The 23,097-nt window shown below is 62.4% G+C and carries 27 protein-coding genes; 16 read left to right on the top strand and 11 right to left on the bottom strand.

The annotated features are described in order from the left end of the window. The 3 genes from AC0L3P_RS35080 to repA all read right to left on the bottom strand — a co-directional run. A partial coding sequence (locus AC0L3P_RS35080; RefSeq protein ID WP_473308785.1) for a helix-turn-helix domain-containing protein occupies positions 1 to 165 on the bottom strand: 165 nt, incomplete at its 3' end. Between the two features lie 197 nt (positions 166 to 362). After that, positions 363 to 1,382 carry a plasmid partitioning protein RepB gene (gene repB, locus AC0L3P_RS35075; RefSeq protein ID WP_473308782.1) on the bottom strand — a complete coding sequence of 340 codons (1,020 nt, stop codon included), beginning with the start codon at positions 1,380 to 1,382 and terminating at the stop codon, positions 363 to 365. After that, positions 1,379 to 2,593, bottom strand: a complete 1,215-nt coding sequence (repA, locus tag AC0L3P_RS35070; RefSeq protein ID WP_009859460.1) for a plasmid partitioning protein RepA — start codon at positions 2,591 to 2,593, stop codon at positions 1,379 to 1,381. Before repA ends, repB begins: the two co-directional genes overlap by 4 nt. A gap of 1,741 nt (positions 2,594 to 4,334) precedes the next feature. On the opposite strand from repA, the gene AC0L3P_RS35065 reads away from it, so the two are divergent. The 3 genes from AC0L3P_RS35065 (at position 4,335) to AC0L3P_RS35055 (ending at position 6,350) form a co-directional block, all read left to right on the top strand. After that, positions 4,335 to 4,580 (top strand): type II toxin-antitoxin system VapB family antitoxin, encoded by a 246-nt coding sequence (locus AC0L3P_RS35065; protein ID WP_473308781.1) that lies wholly within the window; start codon positions 4,335 to 4,337, stop codon positions 4,578 to 4,580. Next, positions 4,580 to 4,975, top strand: a complete 396-nt coding sequence (locus AC0L3P_RS35060) for a type II toxin-antitoxin system VapC family toxin (RefSeq protein WP_473308780.1) — start codon at positions 4,580 to 4,582, stop codon at positions 4,973 to 4,975. Before AC0L3P_RS35065 ends, AC0L3P_RS35060 begins: the two co-directional genes overlap by 1 nt. A gap of 235 nt (positions 4,976 to 5,210) precedes the next feature. After that, entirely contained in the window at positions 5,211 to 6,350 is a 1,140-nt protein-coding gene (locus tag AC0L3P_RS35055; RefSeq protein WP_473308779.1) for an RHE_PE00001 family protein, read from the top strand. Between the two features lie 6 nt (positions 6,351 to 6,356). Here the strand turns inward: AC0L3P_RS35055 and AC0L3P_RS35050 are convergent, their stop codons facing one another. Continuing rightward, positions 6,357 to 6,644 carry a DNA -binding domain-containing protein gene (locus tag AC0L3P_RS35050; protein WP_473308784.1) on the bottom strand — a complete coding sequence of 96 codons (288 nt, stop codon included), beginning with the start codon at positions 6,642 to 6,644 and terminating at the stop codon, positions 6,357 to 6,359. A 236-nt stretch (positions 6,645 to 6,880) separates the two neighbouring features. Between AC0L3P_RS35050 and AC0L3P_RS35045 the strand changes: the two genes are divergently transcribed. Both AC0L3P_RS35045 and AC0L3P_RS35040 read left to right on the top strand, forming a co-directional pair. Further along, positions 6,881 to 7,618 carry a type IV toxin-antitoxin system AbiEi family antitoxin domain-containing protein gene (locus tag AC0L3P_RS35045; protein ID WP_473308778.1) on the top strand — a complete coding sequence of 246 codons (738 nt, stop codon included), beginning with the start codon at positions 6,881 to 6,883 and terminating at the stop codon, positions 7,616 to 7,618. Beyond that, the gene (locus tag AC0L3P_RS35040; RefSeq protein WP_473308777.1) at positions 7,615 to 8,529 is read left to right on the top strand and encodes a nucleotidyl transferase AbiEii/AbiGii toxin family protein; all 915 of its coding nucleotides are present in this window, start codon (positions 7,615 to 7,617) and stop codon (positions 8,527 to 8,529) included. Before AC0L3P_RS35045 ends, AC0L3P_RS35040 begins: the two co-directional genes overlap by 4 nt. Before the next feature lie 205 nt (positions 8,530 to 8,734). On the opposite strand, the gene AC0L3P_RS35035 is transcribed toward AC0L3P_RS35040, so the two are convergent. Both AC0L3P_RS35035 and AC0L3P_RS35030 read right to left on the bottom strand, forming a co-directional pair. Then, positions 8,735 to 9,052: a DUF736 domain-containing protein gene (locus AC0L3P_RS35035; protein WP_473308776.1), complete on the bottom strand. Its 318-nt coding sequence runs from the start codon at positions 9,050 to 9,052 to the stop codon at positions 8,735 to 8,737. Between the two features lie 649 nt (positions 9,053 to 9,701). Continuing rightward, positions 9,702 to 10,628 (bottom strand): ArdC family protein, encoded by a 927-nt coding sequence (locus tag AC0L3P_RS35030; protein ID WP_473308775.1) that lies wholly within the window; start codon positions 10,626 to 10,628, stop codon positions 9,702 to 9,704. An 82-nt stretch (positions 10,629 to 10,710) separates the two neighbouring features. Between AC0L3P_RS35030 and AC0L3P_RS35025 the strand changes: the two genes are divergently transcribed. Continuing rightward, on the top strand, positions 10,711 to 10,932 hold the full coding sequence (locus tag AC0L3P_RS35025; RefSeq protein ID WP_473308774.1) for a hypothetical protein: 222 nt from the start codon (positions 10,711 to 10,713) through the stop codon (positions 10,930 to 10,932). Between the two features lie 35 nt (positions 10,933 to 10,967). Here the strand turns inward: AC0L3P_RS35025 and AC0L3P_RS35020 are convergent, their stop codons facing one another. Further along, entirely contained in the window at positions 10,968 to 11,555 is a 588-nt protein-coding gene (locus tag AC0L3P_RS35020) for a hypothetical protein (RefSeq protein WP_473308773.1), read from the bottom strand. 760 nt (positions 11,556 to 12,315) lie between these two features. On the opposite strand from AC0L3P_RS35020, the gene AC0L3P_RS35015 reads away from it, so the two are divergent. Both AC0L3P_RS35015 and AC0L3P_RS35010 read left to right on the top strand, forming a co-directional pair. Then, positions 12,316 to 12,837 (top strand): hypothetical protein, encoded by a 522-nt coding sequence (locus AC0L3P_RS35015; protein WP_473308772.1) that lies wholly within the window; start codon positions 12,316 to 12,318, stop codon positions 12,835 to 12,837. Positions 12,838 to 12,941: 104 nt separating this feature from the next. Continuing rightward, positions 12,942 to 13,103 carry a hypothetical protein gene (locus tag AC0L3P_RS35010; protein WP_473308771.1) on the top strand — a complete coding sequence of 54 codons (162 nt, stop codon included), beginning with the start codon at positions 12,942 to 12,944 and terminating at the stop codon, positions 13,101 to 13,103. A gap of 326 nt (positions 13,104 to 13,429) precedes the next feature. Here AC0L3P_RS35010 and AC0L3P_RS35005 read toward each other — a convergent pair whose 3' ends face one another. The 3 genes from AC0L3P_RS35005 to AC0L3P_RS34995 form a co-directional block, all read right to left on the bottom strand. After that, positions 13,430 to 14,035 carry a DUF1419 domain-containing protein gene (locus AC0L3P_RS35005; protein WP_473308770.1) on the bottom strand — a complete coding sequence of 202 codons (606 nt, stop codon included), beginning with the start codon at positions 14,033 to 14,035 and terminating at the stop codon, positions 13,430 to 13,432. Positions 14,036 to 14,363: 328 nt separating this feature from the next. Further along, entirely contained in the window at positions 14,364 to 15,248 is an 885-nt protein-coding gene (locus AC0L3P_RS35000; RefSeq protein WP_473308769.1) for a DUF3991 and toprim domain-containing protein, read from the bottom strand. A gap of 197 nt (positions 15,249 to 15,445) precedes the next feature. Beyond that, complete coding sequence (locus AC0L3P_RS34995) at positions 15,446 to 15,631, bottom strand: hypothetical protein (protein WP_473308768.1); 186 nt, start codon at positions 15,629 to 15,631, stop codon at positions 15,446 to 15,448. A gap of 695 nt (positions 15,632 to 16,326) precedes the next feature. Between AC0L3P_RS34995 and AC0L3P_RS34990 the strand changes: the two genes are divergently transcribed. Then, complete coding sequence (locus AC0L3P_RS34990) at positions 16,327 to 16,584, top strand: WGR domain-containing protein (protein ID WP_085398296.1); 258 nt, start codon at positions 16,327 to 16,329, stop codon at positions 16,582 to 16,584. A gap of 80 nt (positions 16,585 to 16,664) precedes the next feature. Here AC0L3P_RS34990 and AC0L3P_RS34985 read toward each other — a convergent pair whose 3' ends face one another. Next, positions 16,665 to 17,396 carry an autoinducer binding domain-containing protein gene (locus AC0L3P_RS34985; RefSeq protein WP_473308767.1) on the bottom strand — a complete coding sequence of 244 codons (732 nt, stop codon included), beginning with the start codon at positions 17,394 to 17,396 and terminating at the stop codon, positions 16,665 to 16,667. A gap of 419 nt (positions 17,397 to 17,815) precedes the next feature. Here AC0L3P_RS34985 and AC0L3P_RS34980 point away from each other — a divergent pair, with 419 nt between their 5' ends. From AC0L3P_RS34980 to AC0L3P_RS34950, 7 genes are all read left to right on the top strand, one after another. Further along, positions 17,816 to 18,451, top strand: coding sequence for an acyl-homoserine-lactone synthase (locus tag AC0L3P_RS34980; RefSeq protein ID WP_473308766.1), 636 nt, complete (start codon positions 17,816 to 17,818; stop codon positions 18,449 to 18,451). Between the two features lie 39 nt (positions 18,452 to 18,490). Then, the gene (locus AC0L3P_RS34975; protein ID WP_473308765.1) at positions 18,491 to 19,060 is read left to right on the top strand and encodes a lysozyme family protein; all 570 of its coding nucleotides are present in this window, start codon (positions 18,491 to 18,493) and stop codon (positions 19,058 to 19,060) included. Positions 19,061 to 19,135: 75 nt separating this feature from the next. Next, positions 19,136 to 19,432, top strand: coding sequence for a TrbC/VirB2 family protein (locus AC0L3P_RS34970; protein ID WP_473308764.1), 297 nt, complete (start codon positions 19,136 to 19,138; stop codon positions 19,430 to 19,432). Beyond that, positions 19,432 to 19,770, top strand: a complete 339-nt coding sequence (locus AC0L3P_RS34965) for a VirB3 family type IV secretion system protein (RefSeq protein ID WP_473308763.1) — start codon at positions 19,432 to 19,434, stop codon at positions 19,768 to 19,770. Before AC0L3P_RS34970 ends, AC0L3P_RS34965 begins: the two co-directional genes overlap by 1 nt. Then, positions 19,763 to 22,129 (top strand): VirB4 family type IV secretion/conjugal transfer ATPase, encoded by a 2,367-nt coding sequence (locus AC0L3P_RS34960; protein ID WP_473308762.1) that lies wholly within the window; start codon positions 19,763 to 19,765, stop codon positions 22,127 to 22,129. Before AC0L3P_RS34965 ends, AC0L3P_RS34960 begins: the two co-directional genes overlap by 8 nt. Continuing rightward, the gene (locus AC0L3P_RS34955; protein WP_473308761.1) at positions 22,126 to 22,848 is read left to right on the top strand and encodes a TrbJ/VirB5 family protein; all 723 of its coding nucleotides are present in this window, start codon (positions 22,126 to 22,128) and stop codon (positions 22,846 to 22,848) included. The genes AC0L3P_RS34960 and AC0L3P_RS34955 overlap by 4 nt, the downstream gene beginning before the upstream one ends. After that, positions 22,845 to 23,090, top strand: a complete 246-nt coding sequence (locus AC0L3P_RS34950; protein WP_473308760.1) for an EexN family lipoprotein — start codon at positions 22,845 to 22,847, stop codon at positions 23,088 to 23,090. Before AC0L3P_RS34955 ends, AC0L3P_RS34950 begins: the two co-directional genes overlap by 4 nt. The last annotated feature ends 7 nt before the right edge of the window (positions 23,091 to 23,097 follow it).

Here is a 23,097-nt window from a genome sequence, read left to right as displayed (position 1 = left end):
CTCCGACACCCCAAGGCGCGGCCGTGCCGTGCAGATGGCGTGGAAGATCTTCCATTTGTGCACGATCTTTTCGGGAGGACGTTCGGTTGCGACCATCTGGCTTGCCACATGGGCAAGCGTCAGCGATCGCCGCCCAAAGGGCGTCGTTGGAGAGTGTGACTGCATGTCTTTGCCTCAGTTGGGCAAAGAAAATCCGCTCGCCGAAACGACGATAAAATCGCGTAGAAACTCTTGACTGCGATTCGCGAAAGTGATTCTCTGTCAGTCGCCAAACTTGAAGAGAAGGGCTTCCGGAACTCCGTTTCGGGGGCCTTTTTCTTTTGCCTCGTCTGCTCCTGGTTCGTGTTTACGGGACGAGGCCGTCAGGCCTCGTTACTTTCCTGACCACTGCTCGTTTTGGAAAAGGCGTCGAACAGCGCCGGAAGTTGGTCGACAAGAAACGCTGCGAATGTCGCCGAGACGTTTTTGTCGAGAGTAAGCTTCAACTCACGCTCGGCGTGACGCACGTGCGCAATCTTGTTGCCGGATGCGGAAAAGATTGGCTTCTCTTCCGACCCTTTCGAGGGCTCCCCGCGAGATGGACGGGTTGCCGCGGAGAATGCTGCAAGAAATCGTGCGTCGGTTTCGTGCTCTGCAAATTTAGGTTCGGCGATCGCCGCCTTGACCCGTTTGAGCGCCGCGGAATCCTTGATCAATTCAGCGAATGACTGCCAACGGCCGCGGCCAACTTTCGGAGCTTTCCCGATTGCTTGAATGACCTCGGCAGGAACCGATCGAGCCACGGCAAGAAGTTTCGAGGCCTCCGCCCGATCGACCGACAACGCATCTTGCACGATTGAGCGGCTATGCCCGGCATCCTCGATATGCATCGCGAAGCTGGCGCGCTCAATGAAACTCAAATCTTCGCGCGGTGCGTTCTCGAGTCCTTGCGCCACGACAAGCGCTTCATCTGACAACGATCGCAGAATCGCTTTGACGGAAATACCTAGTTCGCGCGTGGCGCGGACGCGGCGATGACCATAGGCGCTCTGATAACGCCCTTTCGCTTCAGGATGCTCCCGAACGAGAATAGGCACCTCTTGGCCACGCTGTGCGATCGACTGTTTGAGCGCTTCGAACGAGCTATCATCCTGATCGCGAAAACGGTCGGCCAGCGGTGACGGATCGACGAGCGAAGGGTCGATTTCAAGTATCACAGCCCCAGATGCAATTTTTTCGCGAAGCTCCTCGTTCTCTTTCTCGACCTCAGAGAAAGAGTCTTTCAACGAGCGAACCGAGCCCGACGAGACCCGCGGCAAGGCAGGGGGCATGTTGTCAGCTGACAACGCACTTGATTGCGGGGCCGTGAAAAGGCTCTTGATCGTGTCAGTACGTTTGCTCATCGACCCCACACCTTCTTAAGAAGTTGCGCGATTTCGGCATTGACCGCGTCGACCGATTCTAATGCCCGGTCGTAGGCGCCCCGCCCTACGGCGCCGCGCTCCAGCTCATAAAGTGATTGCTTCGTGAGACCAGCATTGGCGATGGCGGTCGATTTCCACACAGTCGCCTGGAGTACATCCGAACCAAAGAGGGTGCGGAGGAGAGCCACGATTTGAGCTTCGGGCACGTCATTGGGATCGTGACGCGTGATGACGTACCGGATGAAATCGTGATCGAGTCTCCCGCCAGCTTCTTCGATGACGGACATGAGGTCGGACGTCATGAGGAGAAATTGGCTCATGGATGCGACATCGACCATCTGCGGATGGATGGTCACGAGCATAGCGGTCGCCGCGTTTAGCGCGCCCATGGTCAGGTAACCAAGTTGGGGTGGGCAGTCGATAACAACGACGTCGTATTCGTCTGCAACCTGGTCGATGGCACTGGCGACCCGGCGAAAGAACAGGTCGTGTCCGCGTTCTCGCCGCTCGACCATTGCTCGAGGCGTAGTGTGCTCAAACTCCATAAGCTCGAGATTGCCTGGAACGAGCCCTATCCCGTCAAAATAGGTCGGCCGGACAATCTCGCGCAGTGGCCGGCGGTGTTCGTCATATCGGATGGCCCCGTACAGGGTTTCGTTCGCCCCAATGTCAAACTCGGGTTGGTACCCGAACATTGCTGAAAGCGAAGCTTGCGGATCGAGGTCAATCGCGAGGACTCGAAAGCCGGCAAGGGCGAGGTATTGCGACAGATACAATGCCGTCGTCGTCTTGGCGGAGCCGCCTTTGAAGTTTGCGACGGTGATGATTTGGAGCTTGTCGCCTGGGCGCCGGCGCGGAAGGAATTCCATTGCTTCGCGCGGCCGCGCAGTGGCTAAATACTCGCGCAACTCATGAATCTGACCCAGAGTGTAAGACCGTCGCCCCCCGGTTCCTGTCGCTGGGGTCGGTCCAAGTCCGTCAAGAGAGAGCTGCCGAAGGTACCCATCGGACACGCCCGCAATTCGCGCAACCTCTCCAGAGGTGAACGACCGGAGCGACTTGCTCGCCGAAGGCGGGAAAAGAGTCGTCGCGAGCGAGCGAAGCTGGCCGGAAAGAATGCCCGCGTGCCGAGTGATCCGCGCAGACGCAGTCTCGCTCATGGTAGCCGAATCTTCCGCTAAGATCGCCATTTGCCTTCTCAAGACGGTTTCTGCTCGTCAGACGCCTAATCCCCGTCTTGAGAGATGGCCACGATTCTGTGATTTGAGCAAGAATTAAAGGGTTAACGAGCTATTAACGCGTGATGACGCGCCAAACGGCCGCAGGGCCTTTTTTGGTGCGCCCTGCTGTTGTCAGCTGACAACAACGGCTTCAGCGAATGGGATAAACCTCGACTATGGCGTGAGTCGGCTCGCTTTCACGAGTCCCCCAGAGCTTCATTTTGTAGCTCGCCAACCGCTGCGCTGAACGGTGCTGCCACAGCTGGAACCCGGGCAACGGGACACGCCCCGGTGCGTAGCCTCCGTTGAGTGCTCTGATCTCAGGCCCTGTACGGCGAAATCTAGAGAATCGCGCCGCCACGTAGCGTCGGCTCCCGCCTGCCATTCGCCCGACGCCTGGCGCCGCAGTCCCGCGAGAAGCACCCTCCCCGCCTCGTTCACGACAATGGCCTCAGACGCCTGAGGTGGATGGCGAGACAGCGTAAAGCGACGATGTCATCTCGCTTGGATGGGTGCCGCGCCGCACCTTCCCGGTGTCGATCGGGGGCTGGCGCGTCACTTCGCTGCGCCGCAGCTCGCCCAAAAAGCAGAAGAGTCGCACTGTCGCAGGGGGGCCACCGGCCGGCCGGGACGAACAGGTCGCAACCGACCAGACACATCCCAGGTCATCGACGCTGGCTCCTCTCTTGCACTGCCGTGTGGCCACACCGACGGATCGCCAGCCGCGACATCGACCCCAGGGCGCGGCGCTGCAACGGACCTCCTGCCCTTCCAACCGATGCTGGAGTGCCGCAGCTCATCAATCATCGCTCGATCGGGGCGCGTGCGGTCCGGCGAAGTAACGGCAACGGGCCGTCACCTCGGCCGGCCAGATCAATCTCGAGCCGGGAAGCTCGACGCCGGCCTTCAGATCCATTCGCGGCAAAGCTCGCCGAGTCGCCCGGGGTTCCAGAGATGGACGATTCCTCGAAAGCCCGCATCGTATCGCCACGCTGGGACCTCCTGTTGGACTCGTTTCGACCGGCGCAACAATAGACCGGCGTGTGGGCCCAAGCAGGCGAAGGCATTCAGGCCTTTAGGCGGGTTCAGGCCGAGCTCGCGGTTGAATGCCCGGTCTAATGGAGGTTGATCGGAAGGCGTCCGGCGTGGGGGGTGCTCCTTTGGCGAGCGGCAAGGCCGCCGAACGAATACGGTCTCCCGATGGGATATCGAGCTGGGGTGGCTCTCGAACGAAGCCGATCCGCCCGATGGACGCCGCTGGATCATGGCAGACAGTAGCGACCCCCGGGCGATTGTTGTCAGCTGACAACAGGGCCCTGCCAAGGATGGGATGTTGTCAGCTGACAACAATTTGTGCCCTGCGGTCATCCGTCGCTTCAATTCGCCAAGGCGCGTCGCACTAGTCGAGTCGCGATCGGTATCCCATCGGTAGTCGACGTCGATCCGCGCCGCGCAGAATTCAAAGCGAGGAAGGAGCGGCGAGGGTGGGATGGTCGTTATTGTCCCGACGGCCAGATGATCTGCGAGGATAGCCCTGAGGGAAGTAGCATCCGGGAGACGGAGAGGGCAGGCGTTCATAGACAACTAACCATAAAAGTTGCCCTCACGAAGGCCGCACGTCTTAGGGGCGCAAACGACGAGGCCGGCCCTTCCCATTGGTGTATCCTTGACGATATATAGGTATACACGATGCGGTCTAGAGGAGCGCGCCATGGCCTTCCACATCAAGAACCCGGAGACCGACGCGCTCGCTCGCAAGGTGGCCTCGCTAAAAAAACTCGGCCTCACCGAAGCAGTGCATGTGGCGCTCGCCCACGAGCTCGAGCGCGAGCAGGGCAAGCCGTCTTTGGTCGACCTTGGCGTCCAGTTCTGCCGGGATCTACGCGCGAAAGGCGACGCCGCCAAGGGACAGCCCGCCGACAAGGCGTTCCGCGACAGCTTGTATGAGGACACCTAATGTTCATTGACGCTTCGGCTTTGACTGCGCTCCTGACCGACGAGGAGGAGGCACGCGAGCTTTTGGCTCGCCTGCAGCAGACCGGAACGCGTCTGACGTCACCGTTGGCGGTATGGGAGGCGGCGGTCGCGGTCGCGCGCGTGCTGGATCTTTCGGTCAGCGCCGCCGCCGAAGCGGTCGATGAGTATTTGGCGCTGATGGAGATCGCCGTAGTCGCAGTGCCGTCTGAAACGGCAAGGCTCGCGCTCGACGCCTTCAACCGATTCGGCAAGGGCCGGCATCCGGCGAGCCTCAATTTCGGGGACTGTTTTGCCTACGCTTGCGCCCGCCATCTGGGGCAGCCCTTGATGTTCAAGGGCGGTGACTTTCCGCAAACCGATATCGAAGCCGCCTAGGCGACCCGGCTGGGGCGGCCGCGGCGCGCGGAAAGGAGGGGGCTTGTCCGGACCAGGGCAGGGGAGTTTACCGGGCTGCGGCTCTCGGATCGCTGATGCGCTTTAACGGTCTGCTTAATCGATAAGCAGTGGTTATTGACAGCGAGCGCCCACGGGGAACCAGCCTGTCGCTATGACCGAAGTTATTCCCGTGATAGGTTCCGTTTGAACGATTCCTGTTAAGGTTATCAAGACCTTGCAAAACGGTTACTCAATCTCCGATCCACTGCCTTGGGCTCAGCTAGCCGGCCCGCTCGCCATCGCCGAGGACGCGCTTGCCCGGCTCGACGAACGCTTGGCCAAGAGCCCGATCCGCGACGGCTGGATTGCGCGGACACATTATACTGACGCCTGCGCCAGCCTGTGGCTGGAAGGCGAGCTGGTCCATCTCGAAGATCTGGTTCTCCACGACGCCGGCATGGACATCCGTGCCCCGACCCACGAACTCACCCGCGCTCACGCCGTGCTGCGCGCCCGGCGCCGCATCGCCGACGCGAAGCCGGATTGGGCACCATCGCCGGCGGGGCTCGACAGCCTGCGCGGCCGTAGCGGGCAGGGCGAGTGGGAGGCGGGGAGGGGCACCCGGAAGGAAGCGGAGCGAGGCTTCGTCGGCAGCGATGATAGCGGAGACGCTGATCTCGACACGCCGCTTGGCGGCATCGTGTCCGACCCGCACCTGGCCGCCGCCTGCGCCGCGGTGGACGCCGCGAATGCCAAGGCGGAGCGGACACTCGCCGGCGGGAGCCGCACCCAGTCCGAGCGGGACCCGCTGGTCTACGACCCCGACTGGGACGAGGACGCGCGCCTCGACGAATGGCGCGCCGTGGTCGAGCAGGCCCGCACACTGCCGCCGACGCTCGCGGCCGCGCTTGCGACCGACGCCTGGGACGCCATCGCCCCGCTGCAGCACACGCCTTGGCTCGGCCGGTTGCTGGCAGCCAGCGTGTTGCGCGCGCGGGCCAAGACCCGCTGGCATCTGCCCTGCCTGCATGACGGGCTGAAGGCCATCCCCCGCGAACGCCGGCGGCCGCGCGACGCGGCGGCGCGACTCGCCGTGCAACTCGAGGCCATCACCGCTGCCGCGGCGTCCGGTCTCAAGGACCACGACCGCTGGCTTAACCAGCGAACCCTGCTCGCCCGAAAACTCGCCGGCCGTCGCGCCACGTCAAAACTGCCCGGGCTGCTCGACTATATGTTGACCCGGCCGATCGCCTCGGCCGGTATGATCGCGAAGGAGCTTAGGATCACGCCGCGCGCCGCTCAGGACCTGGTCGGCGAGCTTGACCTGCGGGAGGTGACCGGCAGGGGACGATATCGGGCCTGGGGGATTCTGTAGGCGCCCTCAGTGCGGTGCCCCGCCCCGCAGCAGATCCCGGTAGGCATGCGCGGTGATCCAGCGGGCACGGGCGAGATGGGTTTCCCACGCCCGGCGCGCCCGATCCGGCTCGCGCGCGACGTCAATATGCAGCACGGTCCGCGCGACGTATTTCCAGTCGGCGCCATCGGCTGCGGCGTCGAGCAGACGGAGATAGGTGACCAGGTGCTGCTCGTCATAGCCGGTCAGAATCGGCGCGGTCGGCGCGGCATCGGCGACATCAAGATCGGGCGCTGACTTCTGCATGGGGTGTATTCGCCGGCAAGGTTTCTTGTCAGCGGAGAGTAGGCGCCTTCGTGCACCGGTGAGTAGACCCGAATTGCGCACCACGTGGTGTCTGGCGGGTATCACCGAGCATAGCGAACCGTAGCTGACGAGTTCCCGGCCGATCTTGGGGTCTTCTTAGCTTAATGCGGGTTATCGTAGCCTGACTACGACTTTGCCTTCCAATTCAAGCTTGCGGAATTTGACAATATTCTTATTATCGTAACATGGCTACGACCCACAGAAACAAGCTAAACAGGCTCTATACCCGCTTGGCGCCGGGGGCGCCGCTGACCTCCGGTGACCTCGCCGCCCTCGGGATATCGGCTGACCTTGCCGTCCACTATGTCCGTGCCGGCTGGTTGCAACGGTTGGCACGCGGCGTCTATTGCCGGCCAAACGATCCGCCCACTTTGCACCCGAGCCTCGTCCTGCTGCAGCGGAGCTTCGAAGGATTGCATGTCGGCGGTAAGTCGGCCTTCGACTGGCACGGCATCCGCCAGTACGTCTCCCAGCGGCCCGTCCTCCATCTATACGGCTGGAAAGCCGGACGCCTTCCGGAGTGGTTCACCCAGCGCTTCCCGGCCGAGTACCACCGCAAGCGACTCTTCAAGGAAGAACCCGGCGCGCTGCTTCATGTCCGGCCCTTCGAGAGCCGCAAGGGCGGCCCGCTCGTCTCGGCGCCGGAACGCGCATTGCTGGAGGTGCTGAGCGAAGTCGGCGTCCGGCAGCCGCTGCAAGAAGCGCGCGAGCTGGTCGAAAGCACTTACAGCCTGCGTGCCGATCTGCTGCGAGACCTGCTCAAGCGCTGCACCAGCGTCAAGACCGTGCGCCTGTGCCTGCAGCTTGGCCGCGAACTCTCTCAGCCCTGGGCCAGCAAGCTCGATCCGTCTCAACTGCCCAAGGGCAGCGACAGGGCCTGGGTGTCCCGCTCCGGTGATGGGCTCCTGGTGCTGAAGCCATGAACCAGGTCTACCTCGACAGCGCGCGGTTGCTGACGCGCGTGGCGCCGCTGGTGCTCGTCGACGATACGTTCGCACTCAAGGGCGGCACTGCGATCAACCTGTTCGTGCGCGACATGCCGCGGCTCTCGGTCGATCTCGATCTGGTGTTTCCCGACCACACACTGCCGCGCGAGCAGGCGCTGCGGCGCATCAACGAGGCCATCCGTCAGTCGGCCGCGCGCCTGCAGAAGCAGAGGTTTCTGACCCATGCGCCGGCCGCGACGGAATCCGGCGAGACCAAGCTGATGGTGCGGCGAGGCGGCATTGAGGTCAAGATCGAGGTCAACTTCGTCATGCGCGGCACCGTCCATCCGGTGCACATGGCGTCGCTGACAGAGGCCGCGCGCGACACGCTGCAGGCGGATCTCGAAATCCCGGTGGCGTCGTTCGAAGATGTCTACGGCGGCAAACTGGTTGCGGCGATGGACCGCCAGCATCCCCGCGACTTGTTCGACGTCACGCAGCTGTTCGCGCACGAGGGAATCACGGCCGGCATTCGCCGCGCTTTCGTCGTCTATCTTGCGAGCCATAACCGGCCGGTGCACGAGGTCCTGTTTCCATCGCTGCGGGATCTCCGCCAGGAGTTCGAAGACAATTTCGCGGGCATGACCACCGAGCCCGTTGAACTCGACGCGCTCTTGGCAGCGCGCGAGCGAATGATGCGCGAACTGCAGCAAGGTCTGAACGGCGATGAGCGCCGCTTCCTGCTGTCGCTGGTTGCCGCAGAGCCCGAATGGTCGCTACTGGGCGTGCCGCACTTGGAGCAGCTTCCCGGCCTGCGATGGAAGCTGCAAAACTTGGAACGGCTTCGGAAGACCAACGCCCGAAAATTCGCCGAGCAATCGAATGCGCTGGCCCGGCTATTTGGATGAGCGTAGTGGGCCGTCGCCACGGGCCGCAGGTGATGCGGTGTGACTGCCGACGAGGCCCTTCCGGCCTCCCCATCAGCTATCCATGAAGGGATAGGCGGCACGATGACGCAGCGCTTGTCGACTTTACGCGCGCGTTCAAAATCATTTCTCCTTTCCGCCTACGGGTGAAGGCCCCGCCTCGCGGCGGGGCCACCTGCGCGGCGTCTCAGTCGCGACTCGGGCGAGACCAGATGAGCGAGCGGCCTTCCTCGCCTTCGACCTCGACCAGCGTCGCGTAGATCGGAGCCGGGAAGCTCGGGTCGTCCAGCTTGACCGAGTGGTACTCGCGGCCCGTGTCCTGGGACTTCTTCTTCCACATGGCGCCGAACTCGATGTTCGCGCCCGCGAAGATGCGGTAGTCCGGGGCCTTGTCTGAAGAGCGTTCGGCCGGAACGATCTTGGTCTTGACGGTGCCTAGAGCGAGGGTCTTGACGGTACCGACGAAGCCGTTGCCGTTGACGGTGAAGTTGCCGATGGTAGCCATGTTCGTGTCCTCTTTCGTTCTCGGGCCGCGACCATCGCGACCTCGATGGCTGTCGTTGACCGGAGGCGATCGGGCCGCACCCGAAGGGCCGCCACGCAGTAGAGGGCGGCCAGGGCGAGGCTTTCTTGTCTCGCGAGGAATGGGCGCGCAGCGGCCAGGGGAAGAAAGCCGAGAACGGCCGTTGCGGTCTTTTGATCGAGGCGGAGCGCAGCGACGACGGCCTTCGGTTAGACATGCCAAATCGAGGACGCATTGGGCGCGACAGGCCGAACGATGAGGATACGACTGAGCGACAGGCAAGCCACACCGCACGACGACGGGCGCATTGGTGAAAGCACTCGCGTGCGCCGCGTAAGCTTTCCGCCAGTCCAGCGGACGCAATAACCAACTCCGGACTGTCGTATTGTGATGACACCAGCCTTCTGCGGCTTCGGAAAGACGCGCGCCCAGAAACAGACGGGCATCTCGGAAGCACCAAGAACCCACCCGGCGCATCTCGCCTACGCCGTCGGGATGGGAAGCACCGCCTCTCCAGTCGCCGGCACAGGCATGGCGACGCACAAAAGAAAAGCCCGTGAGATGAGGCCTTCGTCGTTGTCTAGAAAGGTGAACGATGAGCGCAAGCGGCCGAGAGACGGATCGTTGCACCTCATGCCGCTTGGTCGATCTCGGCCGGCTTGGGTTGAAGATCGTGCAGATAGGTGACTGCCCGCTGAGCGTGGGCGGCCGCGCTAAAGATGAAGCGCCTGTCGTTGGCTAGCACCTCCAACCACGATGCAAGGTAACTCGCATGATCGGCACGCGGCTCGAGTTCGGGCACGATACCAAGGTCCGCGCTGAGGAAGCACGCGCCAAGTTCCGCAACCAGCTCTTCACGGGCGCGCTCGCTGCGATCCTTTGCGTAGCGGCTGAGATCGCGATTGACGCGATGCGCCGGCGCAGTCCAATGCACGCATTCATGCGCGAGCGTGGCGGCATAGCTCTCGGCGTCACGGAAACTTTCGAACGGCGGCATCTGGATGATGTCGAGCGATGGTGCGAAGAAAGCCTTGTCACCGCCATGCCGGATGGTCGCGCCGGTGTTGGCGAAGAAGGCGTCCACATGCGCGATGCGCTGCGCCGGCGCGATGGTCGGCGCCGGGCGCCCGTAATATTGATCCGGCAGGTCGTCGATCTGATCGACGCAAAACACGGTGTAGGCGCGCAGGAACGGAACGGCCCGTTCGACGTCGTCGCCATGCTCGTCGGTCTCGGTCTTGGTGATCTTGTTGGCGTAGACCACCATCGTTCCGGTCTCGCCCTTGCGGATATGGCCGCCGAGTTCGAGCGCCTGCTTGAACGTCATCCAGATCGCCGACGTGAAGCCGCGCGCGACGGCTTCCGACCACAGCAGCACGACGTTGATGCCCTGGTAGGGCATGCCGTTGTGACGCAGCGGGCGCGTGACGCGCCCATCCGCGTTGGCCGCATTCCATGGCTTGACCCACGGACACACACCGCGCTCAAGGTCTGCGACGATGCGATCGGTGATCCGCGCATAGATGTCGGCGCGGGGTTTGGTTTCCTTACCAGTCATGATCCTAACCTCCGTTGGAGGCCGCGCCCGTCGCGGCCCGTCACGGCGGTCCGCTGCGAAGGCCTGCGGGGTCGCGCATCCGGTGACGCTGATGGTCGGGCTGAGGGGAGAGACACCGGACCGGAACGCAGTGGAGGACGGCAAAGCCGTTGCGCTGCCGCGCCGGCCGGAGCATCGACCGAAAGCCGGTACGGGCCGCAACGTGCGCTCCATCCCGGATAATTTCTCTTTGCTCGTTTGCGCCGCCGCGCCGTGCGACATGAAAAAGGCTGGCCCGCAGGGACCGGCCGATATCCGATCGTGAAAGAGAATGGCGGGGCCGAAGCCCCGCCGGCGGCGTCACCCGAACGCCGCCATCTGAACCTCGGCCGCCTTGCGGCTGACGGTTTCGCCCGGCTGGTCGGGCTGGCGCTCGAATGGCTTCCAGCTCTCGCCGACGACGTGCTCGTAGGCTGCGGCGGCGCCTTCGGCCGCCATGCGCAGTGCGTGTGCCTGAACAGCGACCTCGGCGGCGAATTCGCGCTTGCGCTGGGCCGTGGATTCGAACCCGACAGGTCCGTCGAGGTCCTCGTCGCGCGTGTCGTTGGCGAGCTTTGCCGTCGCCTCGCGCGCTTCGGTGACGGCGCGGCTGTAGAACTGCCCAGCGCCGTGGGCTGAGCCGACATAGGAGCCGACGATTCGCTGCAGATGGATCTGCATGGCGCGTTCGTTGACGCCTTCGCCGAGCGCGTCGGCGGTCTCGCTGATGAGCCGCTGATGCAGGTCGCAGATGGCGTCGCTGTCGAGGACGGGGAGGCCGAAGCTCTCGGCGATGCGGGTGGCCTGGGCTGCGTCCGGGCAAACGAGCCGGACCATTTCGATGGTGGTGCCGCGGCGAAGCGGGACGACGCGGGCGTTGGTGCGGGGTGCGCGAGCGGTCTTGGTCATGGTGAAGTCCTTTTCTGGTTTCGCCGTCGGCTTCGGTCCGGCCCCTGCCGGCTCTCCCTTCGGGTGCGGTCGCCCAGCGCCGCCGGGATGAGGGCCGCTTCAAGGTCCGGGGACCGCCAGGCGAGCGAGGTTCGGTTGCGGACAAGCGGGGCCACGCTGCTGGGCCCTGCGCCGGACGCGGCCGGGCCTTGCCGAGATCGGCGGTCTCCGGTCGCTTGCGACTTGGCCTTGAAGCGGACCGCCGGGGGCGCAGACCGCAGCAAACCCGAGGGGAGGCGACAGGGTTGGGGCCGGGTTGACGATGCCGGAAAGTCCTCCAGCCAGACCGCCGTCGTGGCGCCATGCTCGCGACGTTCGCTCAAGCGCGCCGGGAATTCAGGCGGGGTCCCGCCATGCCGCCGCGCCATGCCGCTTCCCCGGACGACCGATCGGGCCGGAGTGGGACATTCGTCCGTGCGATGCGCGCGCTCCTGGTCGTCAGGAGCGGGTCTTGGGCGCGCGCTCAATAAGCGCCGCTTCTCGGGGTAAAGCAGACCAAGGTAGGCGAGATCAGCATTTCGCCTTCTGACCCCAAACCGACATGAACGGCCGCTTCTCGGTTTGATCTGGCGGACCTGATGAGACGCTTCGTTGAGGAGACGCGTCGTGGGCATTTGGACACTATCGCCGAAGGCGATCGTGGCCCGACGCAACCGGCAATGGCGACAATTCGCCGACCTAAATTAACAATTGGGCAAAGGCATAATGGTATGCTTGCTGCATGGGTAGGATCATCAACATTCGCGGCGGCGATTTTACGGGTCGTAAAGCTACCGTTTTATATGACTTTTTTCGCGGCAAGCATTTTGCAATCGATATCAAAGCAGCGGGTGACTGGTTCTCAAAGCGAATTTCGCTCGAAGACTTGGTCAGCGTGGAGATCCTGCTTCAGGATCAGGTCGGCAGATCCACTGGTGCTGTCGTAGGCGGTATCGTTGGCGCAGCTTTGCTTGGCGTAGCTGGGGCCGCTGCTGGAGTGCTGGCAAGCTCAGACCGGAAATCGGACGTTGTGTTTCAGGCCGAATTCAAGGATGGCCGAGTACTCTTGGCAAGCTCCGACTTCAAAACCTTCAGCATTCTGAAAACTGAAGTCTTGAGCCGGGAACTGGCCCAGAGCCGCGGGGCTGCACGGACAGCTCAAATTGCAGAGCGGCAAAGTGCTGACAAAGTGCGGATGGAGGCTGCGATGGATAGGGCGGTCAACGTCACGTCCTCGTCGGCGTCTTTCGGAAAGCGTACGTAAACTAACGTCGCTCGCGGCGAAGCATCGTCTGCCCGCGAAGTTATCTATTCCGGCTATTCGCGACCGCTGGCGGGTCGATTTCGTACGGCTTTGACATAGCGGATTTGTGTGTTCGTGCAGGGGGCTACGTGGAGAAGATCCTCAGAGGCACCAAGCTTTCCGACCTGTCGGTAGAGCAGCCCGCCAAGTTTGAGCTAGTGATCACCAATGAAGACAGCGAAGGCGCTCCGCCTCGCCGTGCCACCCTCCTTTGCGCATCCGCGTAGACGACGTGACTGAATGGATTTGCTCTCTGCGAGAAGAGCAAGTCCGTTGTTGGCCCATCTCGGACCTCCCGACCAGCGCGGGTGATGTCCGCTCCCGATACTCAAACGGAAGTAAGCAGCCGGGCTGCCGAAAGGCCGCTTGTGGCCCGGAGCCGACCTAGACCAAAAAACCTTCCCTTCGGCAGCGCTACAGAAAGCCGCAGCGGTCCCTGCGACGGACGGCACGGAGTTGCGAGAGTTGATGAGTGGGCCCGCCCGGGCCGGGTGCTGAAATGCGACGCCCGGCGCGAGGCCGGGCTGCCGCGGGGCGGGCAGGTAAGGTCGGGCTAGGCCGCGGCCGTCTCCAGCAGATGGCGGAACTGCACCGGCAGCTTGGCCGCGATCTCTGCCTCGGTGAGGTCGTCGAGGAGCTTCAGGACCGTGCCGCTCTGGCCGGCATAGACGAGTACAGTGCGGCGGCCGCGCATGGCCTGCGGCCAGCGCTCGCCAGCATAGCCGCGATAATCGTCATGCGTGCTCGACCAGATGTGGTCGAGCCGCTCGTCGCGCGTCATCGCGCGCATGGGCCGTGACTCGCGCTCGATGATCGCCGCCTTCATCCGCTCCGGCGACAGCCGATCTGAAAGATCGCAATAGCCATGGAACCAGCGCCGCTTTCCGTCGATGGCAAGCGTGAAGAAGATACTGGTGATGCTGCCCGTCATGAATTCGCGCATCGCGAACATGTCGGCGCGCATGAACAGCGGGGGCAGGATCTCGAGCATGTAGTCGTGCTCCCGCTCGTTGATCTCAAACCACTCGCCGGCGAAGAGATGCTGGCCTTCACCTTCGGCCATCGCGGGGTCACCACGATGGCGGTTGAACAAGCGGTGCATCTCATGGCGCGTCGCAACGCCTTCGAAGACTTTGCGGATGCTGGGGGAGGTGTGCATGGGCGGCTCCTCTCGGCCTGGCCGGACTGACAGCGCGAGCGATCCGCCTGATCCCTTCGTCACTTCAGTCCTTCATCACACCTCCCCCGCCGGCCGCATCGAAGGTCCGGCGGGTCAAGGGCCGCGGAACGCGGGCGAAGCTTCACCCTTGACGCGCCGGCCGGGCATGCGGCAGCGCTGCATTCCCATTTCATCTTCCCACCTTCATTGTTCGATCCCCTCTTCCTTCGCTCAACGCCAGGGCGTCAGAGACCCCACTCATTTGAAGGCCTTGGCGCGGCCCCCACGCAGCCGGCGCGTCACCCTGGCGAGCCGCATCAGTTAGACGTCAGGCGCTCAAATCCTCATTCCAGTCGCCGGCGCGCGGCCGCAAACGGGCATACCGGGCACTTGCATCTGCGGCGATGGTACTGACACGGTCGGCGTATATGTCGCCTTGCCGATTGTTGTCGGTTGCTGCCACGAGCCAAGCGTTGGCGCGCTTGGCCAAGCCGCGGATGGCGTCATCGGTCGCGGGCGACCAACCGCCGCCGGTGCTGACATAAAGGGTGTCAGGCCGCAGGACCTCGATTGCGGCGAGGCTCATCGCATCTATGGCGGCCTCGGTGATACAGATCCGCTCGGCCCCCTCCGACCCGAAGCGAAAGAGCTCCTTGCTGCCGTCCGTGGCGAAGCCCCGCCACGACGGTCCACGCTCCTCCCAACCTGTGAGCGCTCCAGCAGAATTGCTGTGCGCCGCCCACATGCTGCCTAGGGGGCCCTCTCTCAACAGGTCGCTAGCGACCGTCTGCTTCACGATGTCCGCCGGCAGTCCGCGCTCGCCGGTAAGATAGCGCCAAGCTGGCGAGCCGGGCCGCAGCGTGACACGATATCCCCACCGCTCTACAATCGACGCAAGGGCCTTGGCCCTTGCCGGGCGCTGCCACGCTGGTGCCGCAGGAACGAAGCCAACCACATCCGCAACACGGCCGCACGCCTCGACAAAACCACCAGCACCGAGGTGTTCGGCTAGCGAAAACACGTCCCCTTTCGCCGGCGACAATGGATCGAACCAGCCGCGGCCCTGGTGGATGACGATGATGATGTTGGTGTCGCGGCGATACTTGATCGCCCGCCGGGTGCTTTCCTTGACGTCGACCTTCCAGCCGTCTTTCTCGAGCAGGGCTGCGCAACCAACCTTTTTACGCAGCTCTTCAATTTCTTGCTTGTCCATTTATCTGCACCGGGTCGCGCAGGCGACGTCCGGCCCTCTTCTGTTGGTCTCACTTGTTCCTAGCCTTGCGGCACGTCCCCCCGACCGGCCGCGAAGCCTGCCGGAGGCAAGGGCGCGCGGACAAGCTGTCGAATTTGTCAGCTAGGTGGGCGCGGCGAAGCTTCCCTTGCAGCCGGCAAGGCGCCAGCGGCAGCCGGTCACCCGGCTCGATGAGCCGGGCACCAGGGGTCGTATTCATGGACGATCGCATCCTGATTCCCGTGGTATTCGCTGGAGACCATCACACCGAATTCGCTCTCAGGCTGGAAAAGGATGACCGGCACCACCAGCGTGCGGGCCAGATCGAAGGCGTGGTTCAGAGCGAGGGTGAGATTGTGCGACATTGAAAGGCTCCCGTCTTGCGGCGGGGACCATCCCCGCTCGACAGGCGCCGACGTGTTCGGGGGCGGTCGCGGTCACCTCGAGAGGCGAAGCCGAAGAGGTCGCACGCTTGCGTAGCGAACCCCTTGCGGGTTGATCGTAGAAGGCCGCACCAGAACCAAGGAAGCCCGATCGAGAGCGGAGTTGGTCCTTCACCGGAAGCATGTGAGCCGAAACGCACATCGTTCGCCCGCGGATGCAGTATCGGTCTGATTGACTGCGAGAACAGCCGCCGTCTTTTGTCCGGAGCGACAGTCGATTTGCCCACCAGGCGATTACTCCGCGGATTGGGCCTCGATGTCCTCGAGACCATAGGCATCGCTTGCATTTAGGGGGTTGAGGTCCGACGCGAATACGCGGGAGCTTCCGATGACTCAGCAGCTGCCTTGTTCGGGGACTCGGGCCGTTTCGCGTCAGGGATGGCAGCCCGTAAGGGGGAAGACCCGCTCGCGGGGGGTCAGCGCAGCCTCCAGGCCGGCCCGCAGGGCGACGCCCACTTTGTTTGCAGTCAGAGGCGCACAACACCCTGTAGTTTCGGAGACCGCTCGTTGAGCACCCTCAATGGCTTTCATCACCGGTATTAACATTCTGAATCGATAGGCCTGATCGATTCGATAACTTAATTGGACGACGTTTTCGACAGGTGCGATTCTTGCGCATGTCCGAACTCACGGTGCCATACCTCGTGCTCCAACGTTGCGATCCGGCCCGCAATATGGCCAGGTTCTATGTCCTCACGATTGAACCGACTCTGTTCGGTGATACGGCGTTGGTGCGCGAATGGGGACGTCTGGGCCACCGTGGCCGCCGGCGGATCGATCTGTTTGCCGGGAGGGTCCAGGCCGTCGAAGCGCTCGAGGCTTGGCTCGTCCGCAAATCACGCCGTGGGTATGTACCAAAGAATCCCGCGCCCTGAGTGCGACCGCCCAGTACTACTACCCCAATTGAACCGTCGATCTTCGCAACTCCTTGCAAACCGGACAGCTGTTTTGCGCATTACGGGAGCAATCCCTGCCGAAGCGCGAGAGCCACAGCGTGCGGGAGGGTTAATGCAGCAAGATTCCGCCGGGCATTATCCAAATGAAATTTTACACCGCGCGAGCCGACACCGAGGAGCTGAGCAATATCCTGCATCGTCTTGCCCTCGGAGATCCAACCCAAACATTGCCTTTCGCGCTGGGTCAAGGTGCAGACCTGCTGGGCGTACCGAGGCGTCCATCCAATTCCGGCAGCGCTCACATGGGCATGGTAAGTGAGCCCCACCGTTTGCAACATATCTTGCGAGCTCTCGACGAAGCGATCGAGTCCAAGGCTGCGCTCATCCACCGCCAGCGTGAACGCCGCAAACCGGTTTTGGCTTGAGGGAATGCGAATGGTCAGGCCGGTCCTGATCTTGAAGCTGAGCGCATCATCGAACAGGCGGCGCTCTTTCGCCGACTTTGCGCTTCGCGCCTCACGACCATCCCACAGGAACACACGGCTCGTGTTTCGCGGCTCCTGAAGAACGGGATCGATGTTGTGATAGCCTTCGCGAAAATAGTGGCTGGTCCAGCTCTTCGGATAGGATGAGATCAGAATGGGGCCATTAGCGCGCTGACTAAAATAGGCAAACCACCGGAATCCCAGGGCATGCGCAGCTCGTTCCGCAACACGCCGAAAATCATCTTCCGTATGGGCTGCGTGCAGACAATCGACAAATTCATCGCATGCTCTTTTGACATCTTTCATTGCGCCACTTCAGTCGTTTCTTAGTTCCCTCAACGCGAAACTTATGACGATTCGCGCTCCACGTGCAGACGCTGTATTGTGACGTTGCGGCAGCTTTGCGGCACGAACAACTCGATATCGTCCTGTCAGAACTACAGGAGCAGCGCGAACATACGACGGGGGAGAAACAACTTCTGACTGCGCCACCCAAGGCAACTATTTTTCTCCATTTGTAGAGGTTAGGGAATTCCATTCCCTGCGCCGTCAGATCCGCGCGTCACGAACTTATAGGGTTTCCAAATTGCGTGCGGATAACCGCGCCTTGCGAATGCGCTTCGCGACCAACAGAACCAAGGCCCTGTCAGAACTGACAGCGCAACGCCGTGACTGCGACTGCTTTCTTGATCTCGAAGCTGTGATTCGTAAGTTTGAGGTTAAGAATGAAGGCCATTGTTCGCACGCGTGCGGCGCTGCTGCAGGATTCTGAACTGGCAATGGGAATGCACCGCCTGCGAGGGCGTGTGTTCAAGGAACGGCTCGACTGGGACGTCTCAGTCTGCAACGGATTGGAGATCGATCAGTACGACACCTTCAAGCCAACTTATCTCCTGGCACTCGAGCAGAACGAGGTTGTGGGCTGTGTTCGCCTCCTGCCCACCACCGGACGCAACATGCTCGCCGATACGTTCCCGGTGTTGCTCGATGGTAACGCGGCGCCGAGGTCGGCCAGAATGTGGGAGAGCTCGCGCTTCTGCGTTGACACCAAAAGTGCGGCGGCAACAGCAGAGAATGGTCTGCGCAAAGCGACGTTCCTGCTGTTTGCAGCCATGATCGAATGGGGGCAGCAGCACAATCTTCAGGCCATCGCAACGGTTACTGACGTGCGCGTGGAACGCATCCTGCGCCGGGCCGGATGGCATCTCGATCGCCTCGGCACGCCTCGTCAAATCGGGACGACAAATGCCGTCGCTGGATTGTTGCCGATCACCGAAGAGGCCCTCGGCGCGATCCGAGCGGCCGGGCAGATTTCAGGGTGTGCAATTGACGCACCGTCGAGCCTAACGGCCGCAGCCTAGCATCGAACGTCTCAACTCCCGACAAGAAGGCTCTCAACCATGGATCCAGCTGCATTCGCAGCTCTGGCCGAGCGATGTGCCCCGACGGCAATGGTCCGGCCGCTGACGGCAATCGTGCGGCAGGCGAGCTCGTTCGAACCGCTGCTCATCACGATTCAGGGGCGCAAACCGATTCCGATTCAGGCCACTGATCGGGACGAAGCCATCCAGCTCGCGACCGAGGCCATCGCCTCCGGTCAGAAGGTCCGAACGGGGCTCGCTCAACTTGATGCTGAGGAAACAAGGAAGGCCGGACTGACGGCTAGTACCACCTTCGATGCGTGCCAGCACATTGCCGGCCTTGGCAGATTGTTCGACACACGACTGCAAGCGGCGAGCCTAAAACGCGCAGACCGCGACCAGGCGATCGCCGAGGTCGTCGCGAGCTTCGCACCGAAGGCTTCCGGTGAAGTCTCGGAGCCTCGTATCGAGCCGATTGCTTCTACCGGCCGCGCTCGCCCCACCGGCGATACGACAAGCAATCCACCCGCAGCCTCTACCAGCGAGCGCCGGCCCTGGGACGTCTATCGCTCGGGCATAGGCACATCAGCCTTTGTTTACGAACGATGAGGATCGCCGCTTTTCATCTCAACTCAACCGCGGTCCGGGCTGGGGTCCGGCTGCAGTGCCAATCGGAGCCGTGCCATGACTTCTCCTCTTAAAAACTCCGCTGCCCTCCTTTGCATGGGCGCCGTTCTCAGCATCGCGTTGGTCGAGCCCGCGTTTGCGCAGACCGCGAACATCGAAGGCGTGCTGCAGAACATCGTCAACATGCTGACCGGCAACGTCGCCCGCCTGCTAGCGACGCTGGCCGTCATCATCGTCGGCATCGCCTGGATGTTCGGTTACCTCGATCTGCGCAAGGCCGCCTATGTCGTGCTCGGTGTGGCCATCACGTTCGGCGCCTCCGAGGTGGTTTCGACCTTGACTGGGGGTCATTGATGACCGAGGCCGCGCGTCTCACGGAGGACACCTTGTTTTTGGCCTGCACGCGTCCGGCCATGGTCGCCGGCGTCACGATGGAGGCTGTGGCGCTCAACGTGATGTTTTCCTGCATCCTGTTTCTAGTAGCTGGCAGCATTCTCTACGGCTTGGTCGCGGTTCCGATCCATGGCCTTTGCCGCATCATCTGCCGGCACGACCCCAACATGTTCCGGATTCTGCTTGCCTGGATCGAGACGCGAGGGCGCACGCGCAACGCGTCATTTTGGGGCGGATCGTCCTGCACGCCGCTCAAGCTCGTTCGGCGATATCGAACAAGAGACCTTGGCTATGCGTAACGCAGCGCTGAAGACCCGGGAGATCGGTCCCGATGTCTACCTGCCATTCGGCCGGCACATCACCGATACGGTGATCAGTCTCACGACCCGAGCGCTGCTCACAGTGATCAGGCTTGATGGCACTTCGTTCGAAACCGCCGAGACGGCGGATCTGAACGACCTTCACGCCAAGCTGAACCTCACCTTACGCAACGTTGCGGATCCACGGCTGGCGCTATGGACCCATCTGGTGCGCCGTCGAACGTCAGACTACCCCGCCGGTACGTTCCGCTCGACATTTGCAGCCGCGCTCGACGCGCAATATCGCAACCGGCTCCGCAACGAGGCGCTCTTTCGCAATGATCTCTATCTGACGCTGGTCTGGCATCCCGGTCGTGCCGCCACGGACGTGGCCGCAGCGTTCTTCAAGCAGCTTGGCCGACGCGCTGCGCAATCCGCCGAGGCCGACAGCGATGCTTTGAAGCGGCTCGAGGATGCCAGGCGCGACATGGTCGCAGCCCTGGAGCGTTACGGTGCCCATACTCTTGGATTGGTCGAGCGCAACGGGATCGTGTTTTCAGAACCGATGGAACTGCTCCACGCCATCACAAGCGGGGAGTGGATGCCGGTCCCCTTGCCGCAAGGACCGATCGGCCCCGCGCTCTATTCGAACCGCGTCATTTTCGGCCGCGAAGCCATCGAAATCCGGGGTGCCGGCGGATCGCGCTTCGCAGGCATGTTCGGGATCAAGGAATATCCAGCGTCCACGAGACCTGGCCAGTTGAACGCGCTGCTTTCCGCGCCCTTCGAGATCACCCTCACGCAATCCTTTGCGTTCTTATCCAAAGCCGACGCCAAGACCGTTCTGACCCGCAAGCAGAACCAGCTGGTGTCGGCTCAGGATCCGGCGGCCTCGCAAATCGACGAACTCGCTCACGCGCTCGACGATCTCGAATCCAATAGATTCGCGCTCGGCGATCATCACCTCTCGCTGCTGATTTACGCGGAGACGCCTTCCCAGCTACAGGAACATATGAGCGTGGCGCGGCGAGCACTGGCCGATGCCGGTAGCGTGGTCGCGCGCGAAGATCTTGGACTTGAAGCGGCTTATTGGGCCCAGCTCCCCGGGCTGTTCAAATATCGGGCACGAACTGGGGCGATCAGCTCCCGCAATTTCGCGGCGTTCTCCCCGTTTCACACCTATCCGACCGGGAAGGCTGCCGGCAACCATTGGGGTCCGGCTGTTGCGATGCTCAAGACCGCGTCGGGCTCGCCGTTCTACTTCTCGTTCCATCACGGCGATCTCGGCAACACCTTCATCTGCGGTCCGTCCGGATCCGGCAAGACCGTCGTACAGAATTTCCTGCTGTCGCAGGCCGAGCGGCTTGGCGCCACTTACGTGTTCTTCGACAAGGACCGCGGCGCCGAGATTTTCGTCCGCGCCGCCGGCGGCACCTATCTGACGCTCCACAACGGCGTTGCAACCGGCTGCGCGCCGCTCAAGGCGCTGGAGCTGACGCCGGCCAACCTGTCCTTTCTCGGCGCACTTATCCGGAAACTCGTCACGCCGGAAAACCGGCCGCTGACGGTGACCGAGGAGGAACGGATCGATTCCGGGTTAAGAGCTCTTGGCCAACTGCGGCAAGCGGAACGCTCGTTTGGGGCGCTGCGGGCCTTTCTCGGCCAGCAAGATCGGGAAGGGATCGGCGCACGGTTGGAGCGATGGTGCCGGGGTGCTCCCTACGGCTGGGTCCTGGATGGCGAACAAGATGCCATCGGGTTGGAGGCCCGGTTCATCGGCTTCGACATGACCGATCTGTTGGATCATGCGACCGTTCGCACACCGCTGATGATGTATCTGTTCCATCGGGTCGAGCGGCTGATCGACGGCCGGCGCCTGATCATCGACATCGACGAGTTCTGGAAGGCGCTCGGCGACGAGGCCTTTCGGGATCTCGCCAACAACAAACTGAAAACCATCCGCAAGCAGAACGGCGTGATGGTGTTCGGCACGCAGTCGCCACGCGATGCGTTGGCCTCGCCGATCGCACACACCATCGTCGAGCAATGCCCGACGCAAATCTTCCTGCCGAACGCGCGGGGAACGCGATCGGACTATATCGACGGGTTCCATCTGACCAACACTGAATTCCGCCTGATCAAGGAGGAGCTCGCGCCCGAGAGCCGGCGGTTTCTCGTCAAGCAGGGCCACAACTCGGTCGTGGCGGAACTTGATCTCGGCGGTTTCGACGACGCCCTTGCCGTGCTGTCAGGGCGGACGGAAACGGTCGAACTGCTCGATCGCATTCGCAGCGAGCACGGCGACGATCCGGCCCAGTGGCTGCCGGTATTTCACGCGGAGCGGAGGAAAGCCCGATGATGGTTCAGCGCATGTCGGTGATGTTTGCCTCCGCGTCAGTCGCGGCCCTTCTGATGGCGTCTCCGGCAGCAGCCGAGATCGTGTTCGACCCTAACGTCTTTGCGCGGCAGTTTGAGCAACTGACGGAGCTGAAGAAGCAGGTCGATACCCTGACGTCGCAGCTCAAGGTGGCGCAGGACCAATTGAACCAGGCCAAGCAGCTCTATGACAGCTTCAACAAGCGGACCAACGCCAACGACATCGGGTCGCTCTTGAACACACCGCAGTTCCGGAAAACGCTGCCGCAACAATTCTCAGAGATCGAACGTCTCGTCGCGGGGCAGGGTGGCGGCAACTTTGCCGACGCGATTGATCACTATCTGTCGCAGAACCGCGCATATGCCGGCAACAGCGGCAATTCGTATTACCAGAGCGAGCTCGACCGGATCGCGCGGCAGACCGGCGCCAAGCACTCCATGGGGCAGGCGGTGTACGACACTGCCTCGCAGCGTATCGACGCACTCGAAGAGCTCAGAACCCGCATCAGCAGTGCGACAGACGTCAAGGAGACCCTTGATTTGTCAGCCCGGCTGCAGGCCGAACAGGCGCTGCTCCAGAACGATGTGCTCCGGATGCAAGGCCTCGCGATGATCCAGCAGGCCCGCACGGACATGGATGGGCAGCGGGAGCGCGAGAAACAACGACAACTGATTGATGAAATGAAAGCAGCGTTGCAATGAGACTGAGAGCATCCCTTCTGCTGATCGCTGTTGCCGCCGCTCTTACGGGTTGTAATGAATCCGATACGACCCGGCAGACGAAGACCGTCAGCTGGTTTTTCGAGCATCGGGACGAGCTTCAAGCAACGCTCAAGGCGTGCCGTGATAACCCAGGCGAACGTGGGAACACGCCCGACTGCATCAACGCGAATGAAGCGCGTAACAAGGTCACCATCCAAGAGATGAAAGACGCCCTGAAGTAAGGACCGC

This window comes from Bradyrhizobium sp. WSM4874, from assembly GCF_055811835.1.
Note: the sequence above shows the minus strand (reverse complement) of the source record. Positions and strands in the feature narration are given on the sequence as shown.

Bases quoted from the DNA above. Each gene is read 5' to 3' on its own strand.
- repB (WP_473308782.1), bottom strand. From the start codon at position 1,382: ATGAGCAAACGTACTGACACGATCAAGAGCCTTTTCACGGCCCCGCAA.
- repA (WP_009859460.1), bottom strand. From the start codon at position 2,593: ATGGCGATCTTAGCGGAAGATTCGGCTACCATGAGCGAGACTGCGTCT.
- AC0L3P_RS35065 (WP_473308781.1), top strand. From the start codon at position 4,335: ATGGCCTTCCACATCAAGAACCCGGAGACCGACGCGCTCGCTCGCAAG.
- AC0L3P_RS35060 (WP_473308780.1), top strand. From the start codon at position 4,580: ATGTTCATTGACGCTTCGGCTTTGACTGCGCTCCTGACCGACGAGGAG.
- AC0L3P_RS35045 (WP_473308778.1), top strand. From the start codon at position 6,881: ATGGCTACGACCCACAGAAACAAGCTAAACAGGCTCTATACCCGCTTG.
- AC0L3P_RS35040 (WP_473308777.1), top strand. From the start codon at position 7,615: ATGAACCAGGTCTACCTCGACAGCGCGCGGTTGCTGACGCGCGTGGCG.
- AC0L3P_RS35035 (WP_473308776.1), bottom strand. From the start codon at position 9,052: ATGGCTACCATCGGCAACTTCACCGTCAACGGCAACGGCTTCGTCGGT.
- AC0L3P_RS35030 (WP_473308775.1), bottom strand. From the start codon at position 10,628: ATGACTGGTAAGGAAACCAAACCCCGCGCCGACATCTATGCGCGGATC.
- AC0L3P_RS35020 (WP_473308773.1), bottom strand. From the start codon at position 11,555: ATGACCAAGACCGCTCGCGCACCCCGCACCAACGCCCGCGTCGTCCCG.
- AC0L3P_RS35015 (WP_473308772.1), top strand. From the start codon at position 12,316: ATGGGTAGGATCATCAACATTCGCGGCGGCGATTTTACGGGTCGTAAA.
- AC0L3P_RS35005 (WP_473308770.1), bottom strand. From the start codon at position 14,035: ATGCACACCTCCCCCAGCATCCGCAAAGTCTTCGAAGGCGTTGCGACG.
- AC0L3P_RS35000 (WP_473308769.1), bottom strand. From the start codon at position 15,248: ATGGACAAGCAAGAAATTGAAGAGCTGCGTAAAAAGGTTGGTTGCGCA.
- AC0L3P_RS34995 (WP_473308768.1), bottom strand. From the start codon at position 15,631: ATGTCGCACAATCTCACCCTCGCTCTGAACCACGCCTTCGATCTGGCC.
- AC0L3P_RS34990 (WP_085398296.1), top strand. From the start codon at position 16,327: ATGTCCGAACTCACGGTGCCATACCTCGTGCTCCAACGTTGCGATCCG.
- AC0L3P_RS34985 (WP_473308767.1), bottom strand. From the start codon at position 17,396: ATGAAAGATGTCAAAAGAGCATGCGATGAATTTGTCGATTGTCTGCAC.
- AC0L3P_RS34980 (WP_473308766.1), top strand. From the start codon at position 17,816: ATGAAGGCCATTGTTCGCACGCGTGCGGCGCTGCTGCAGGATTCTGAA.
- AC0L3P_RS34975 (WP_473308765.1), top strand. From the start codon at position 18,491: ATGGATCCAGCTGCATTCGCAGCTCTGGCCGAGCGATGTGCCCCGACG.
- AC0L3P_RS34970 (WP_473308764.1), top strand. From the start codon at position 19,136: ATGACTTCTCCTCTTAAAAACTCCGCTGCCCTCCTTTGCATGGGCGCC.
- AC0L3P_RS34965 (WP_473308763.1), top strand. From the start codon at position 19,432: ATGACCGAGGCCGCGCGTCTCACGGAGGACACCTTGTTTTTGGCCTGC.
- AC0L3P_RS34960 (WP_473308762.1), top strand. From the start codon at position 19,763: ATGCGTAACGCAGCGCTGAAGACCCGGGAGATCGGTCCCGATGTCTAC.
- AC0L3P_RS34955 (WP_473308761.1), top strand. From the start codon at position 22,126: ATGATGGTTCAGCGCATGTCGGTGATGTTTGCCTCCGCGTCAGTCGCG.
- AC0L3P_RS34950 (WP_473308760.1), top strand. From the start codon at position 22,845: ATGAGACTGAGAGCATCCCTTCTGCTGATCGCTGTTGCCGCCGCTCTT.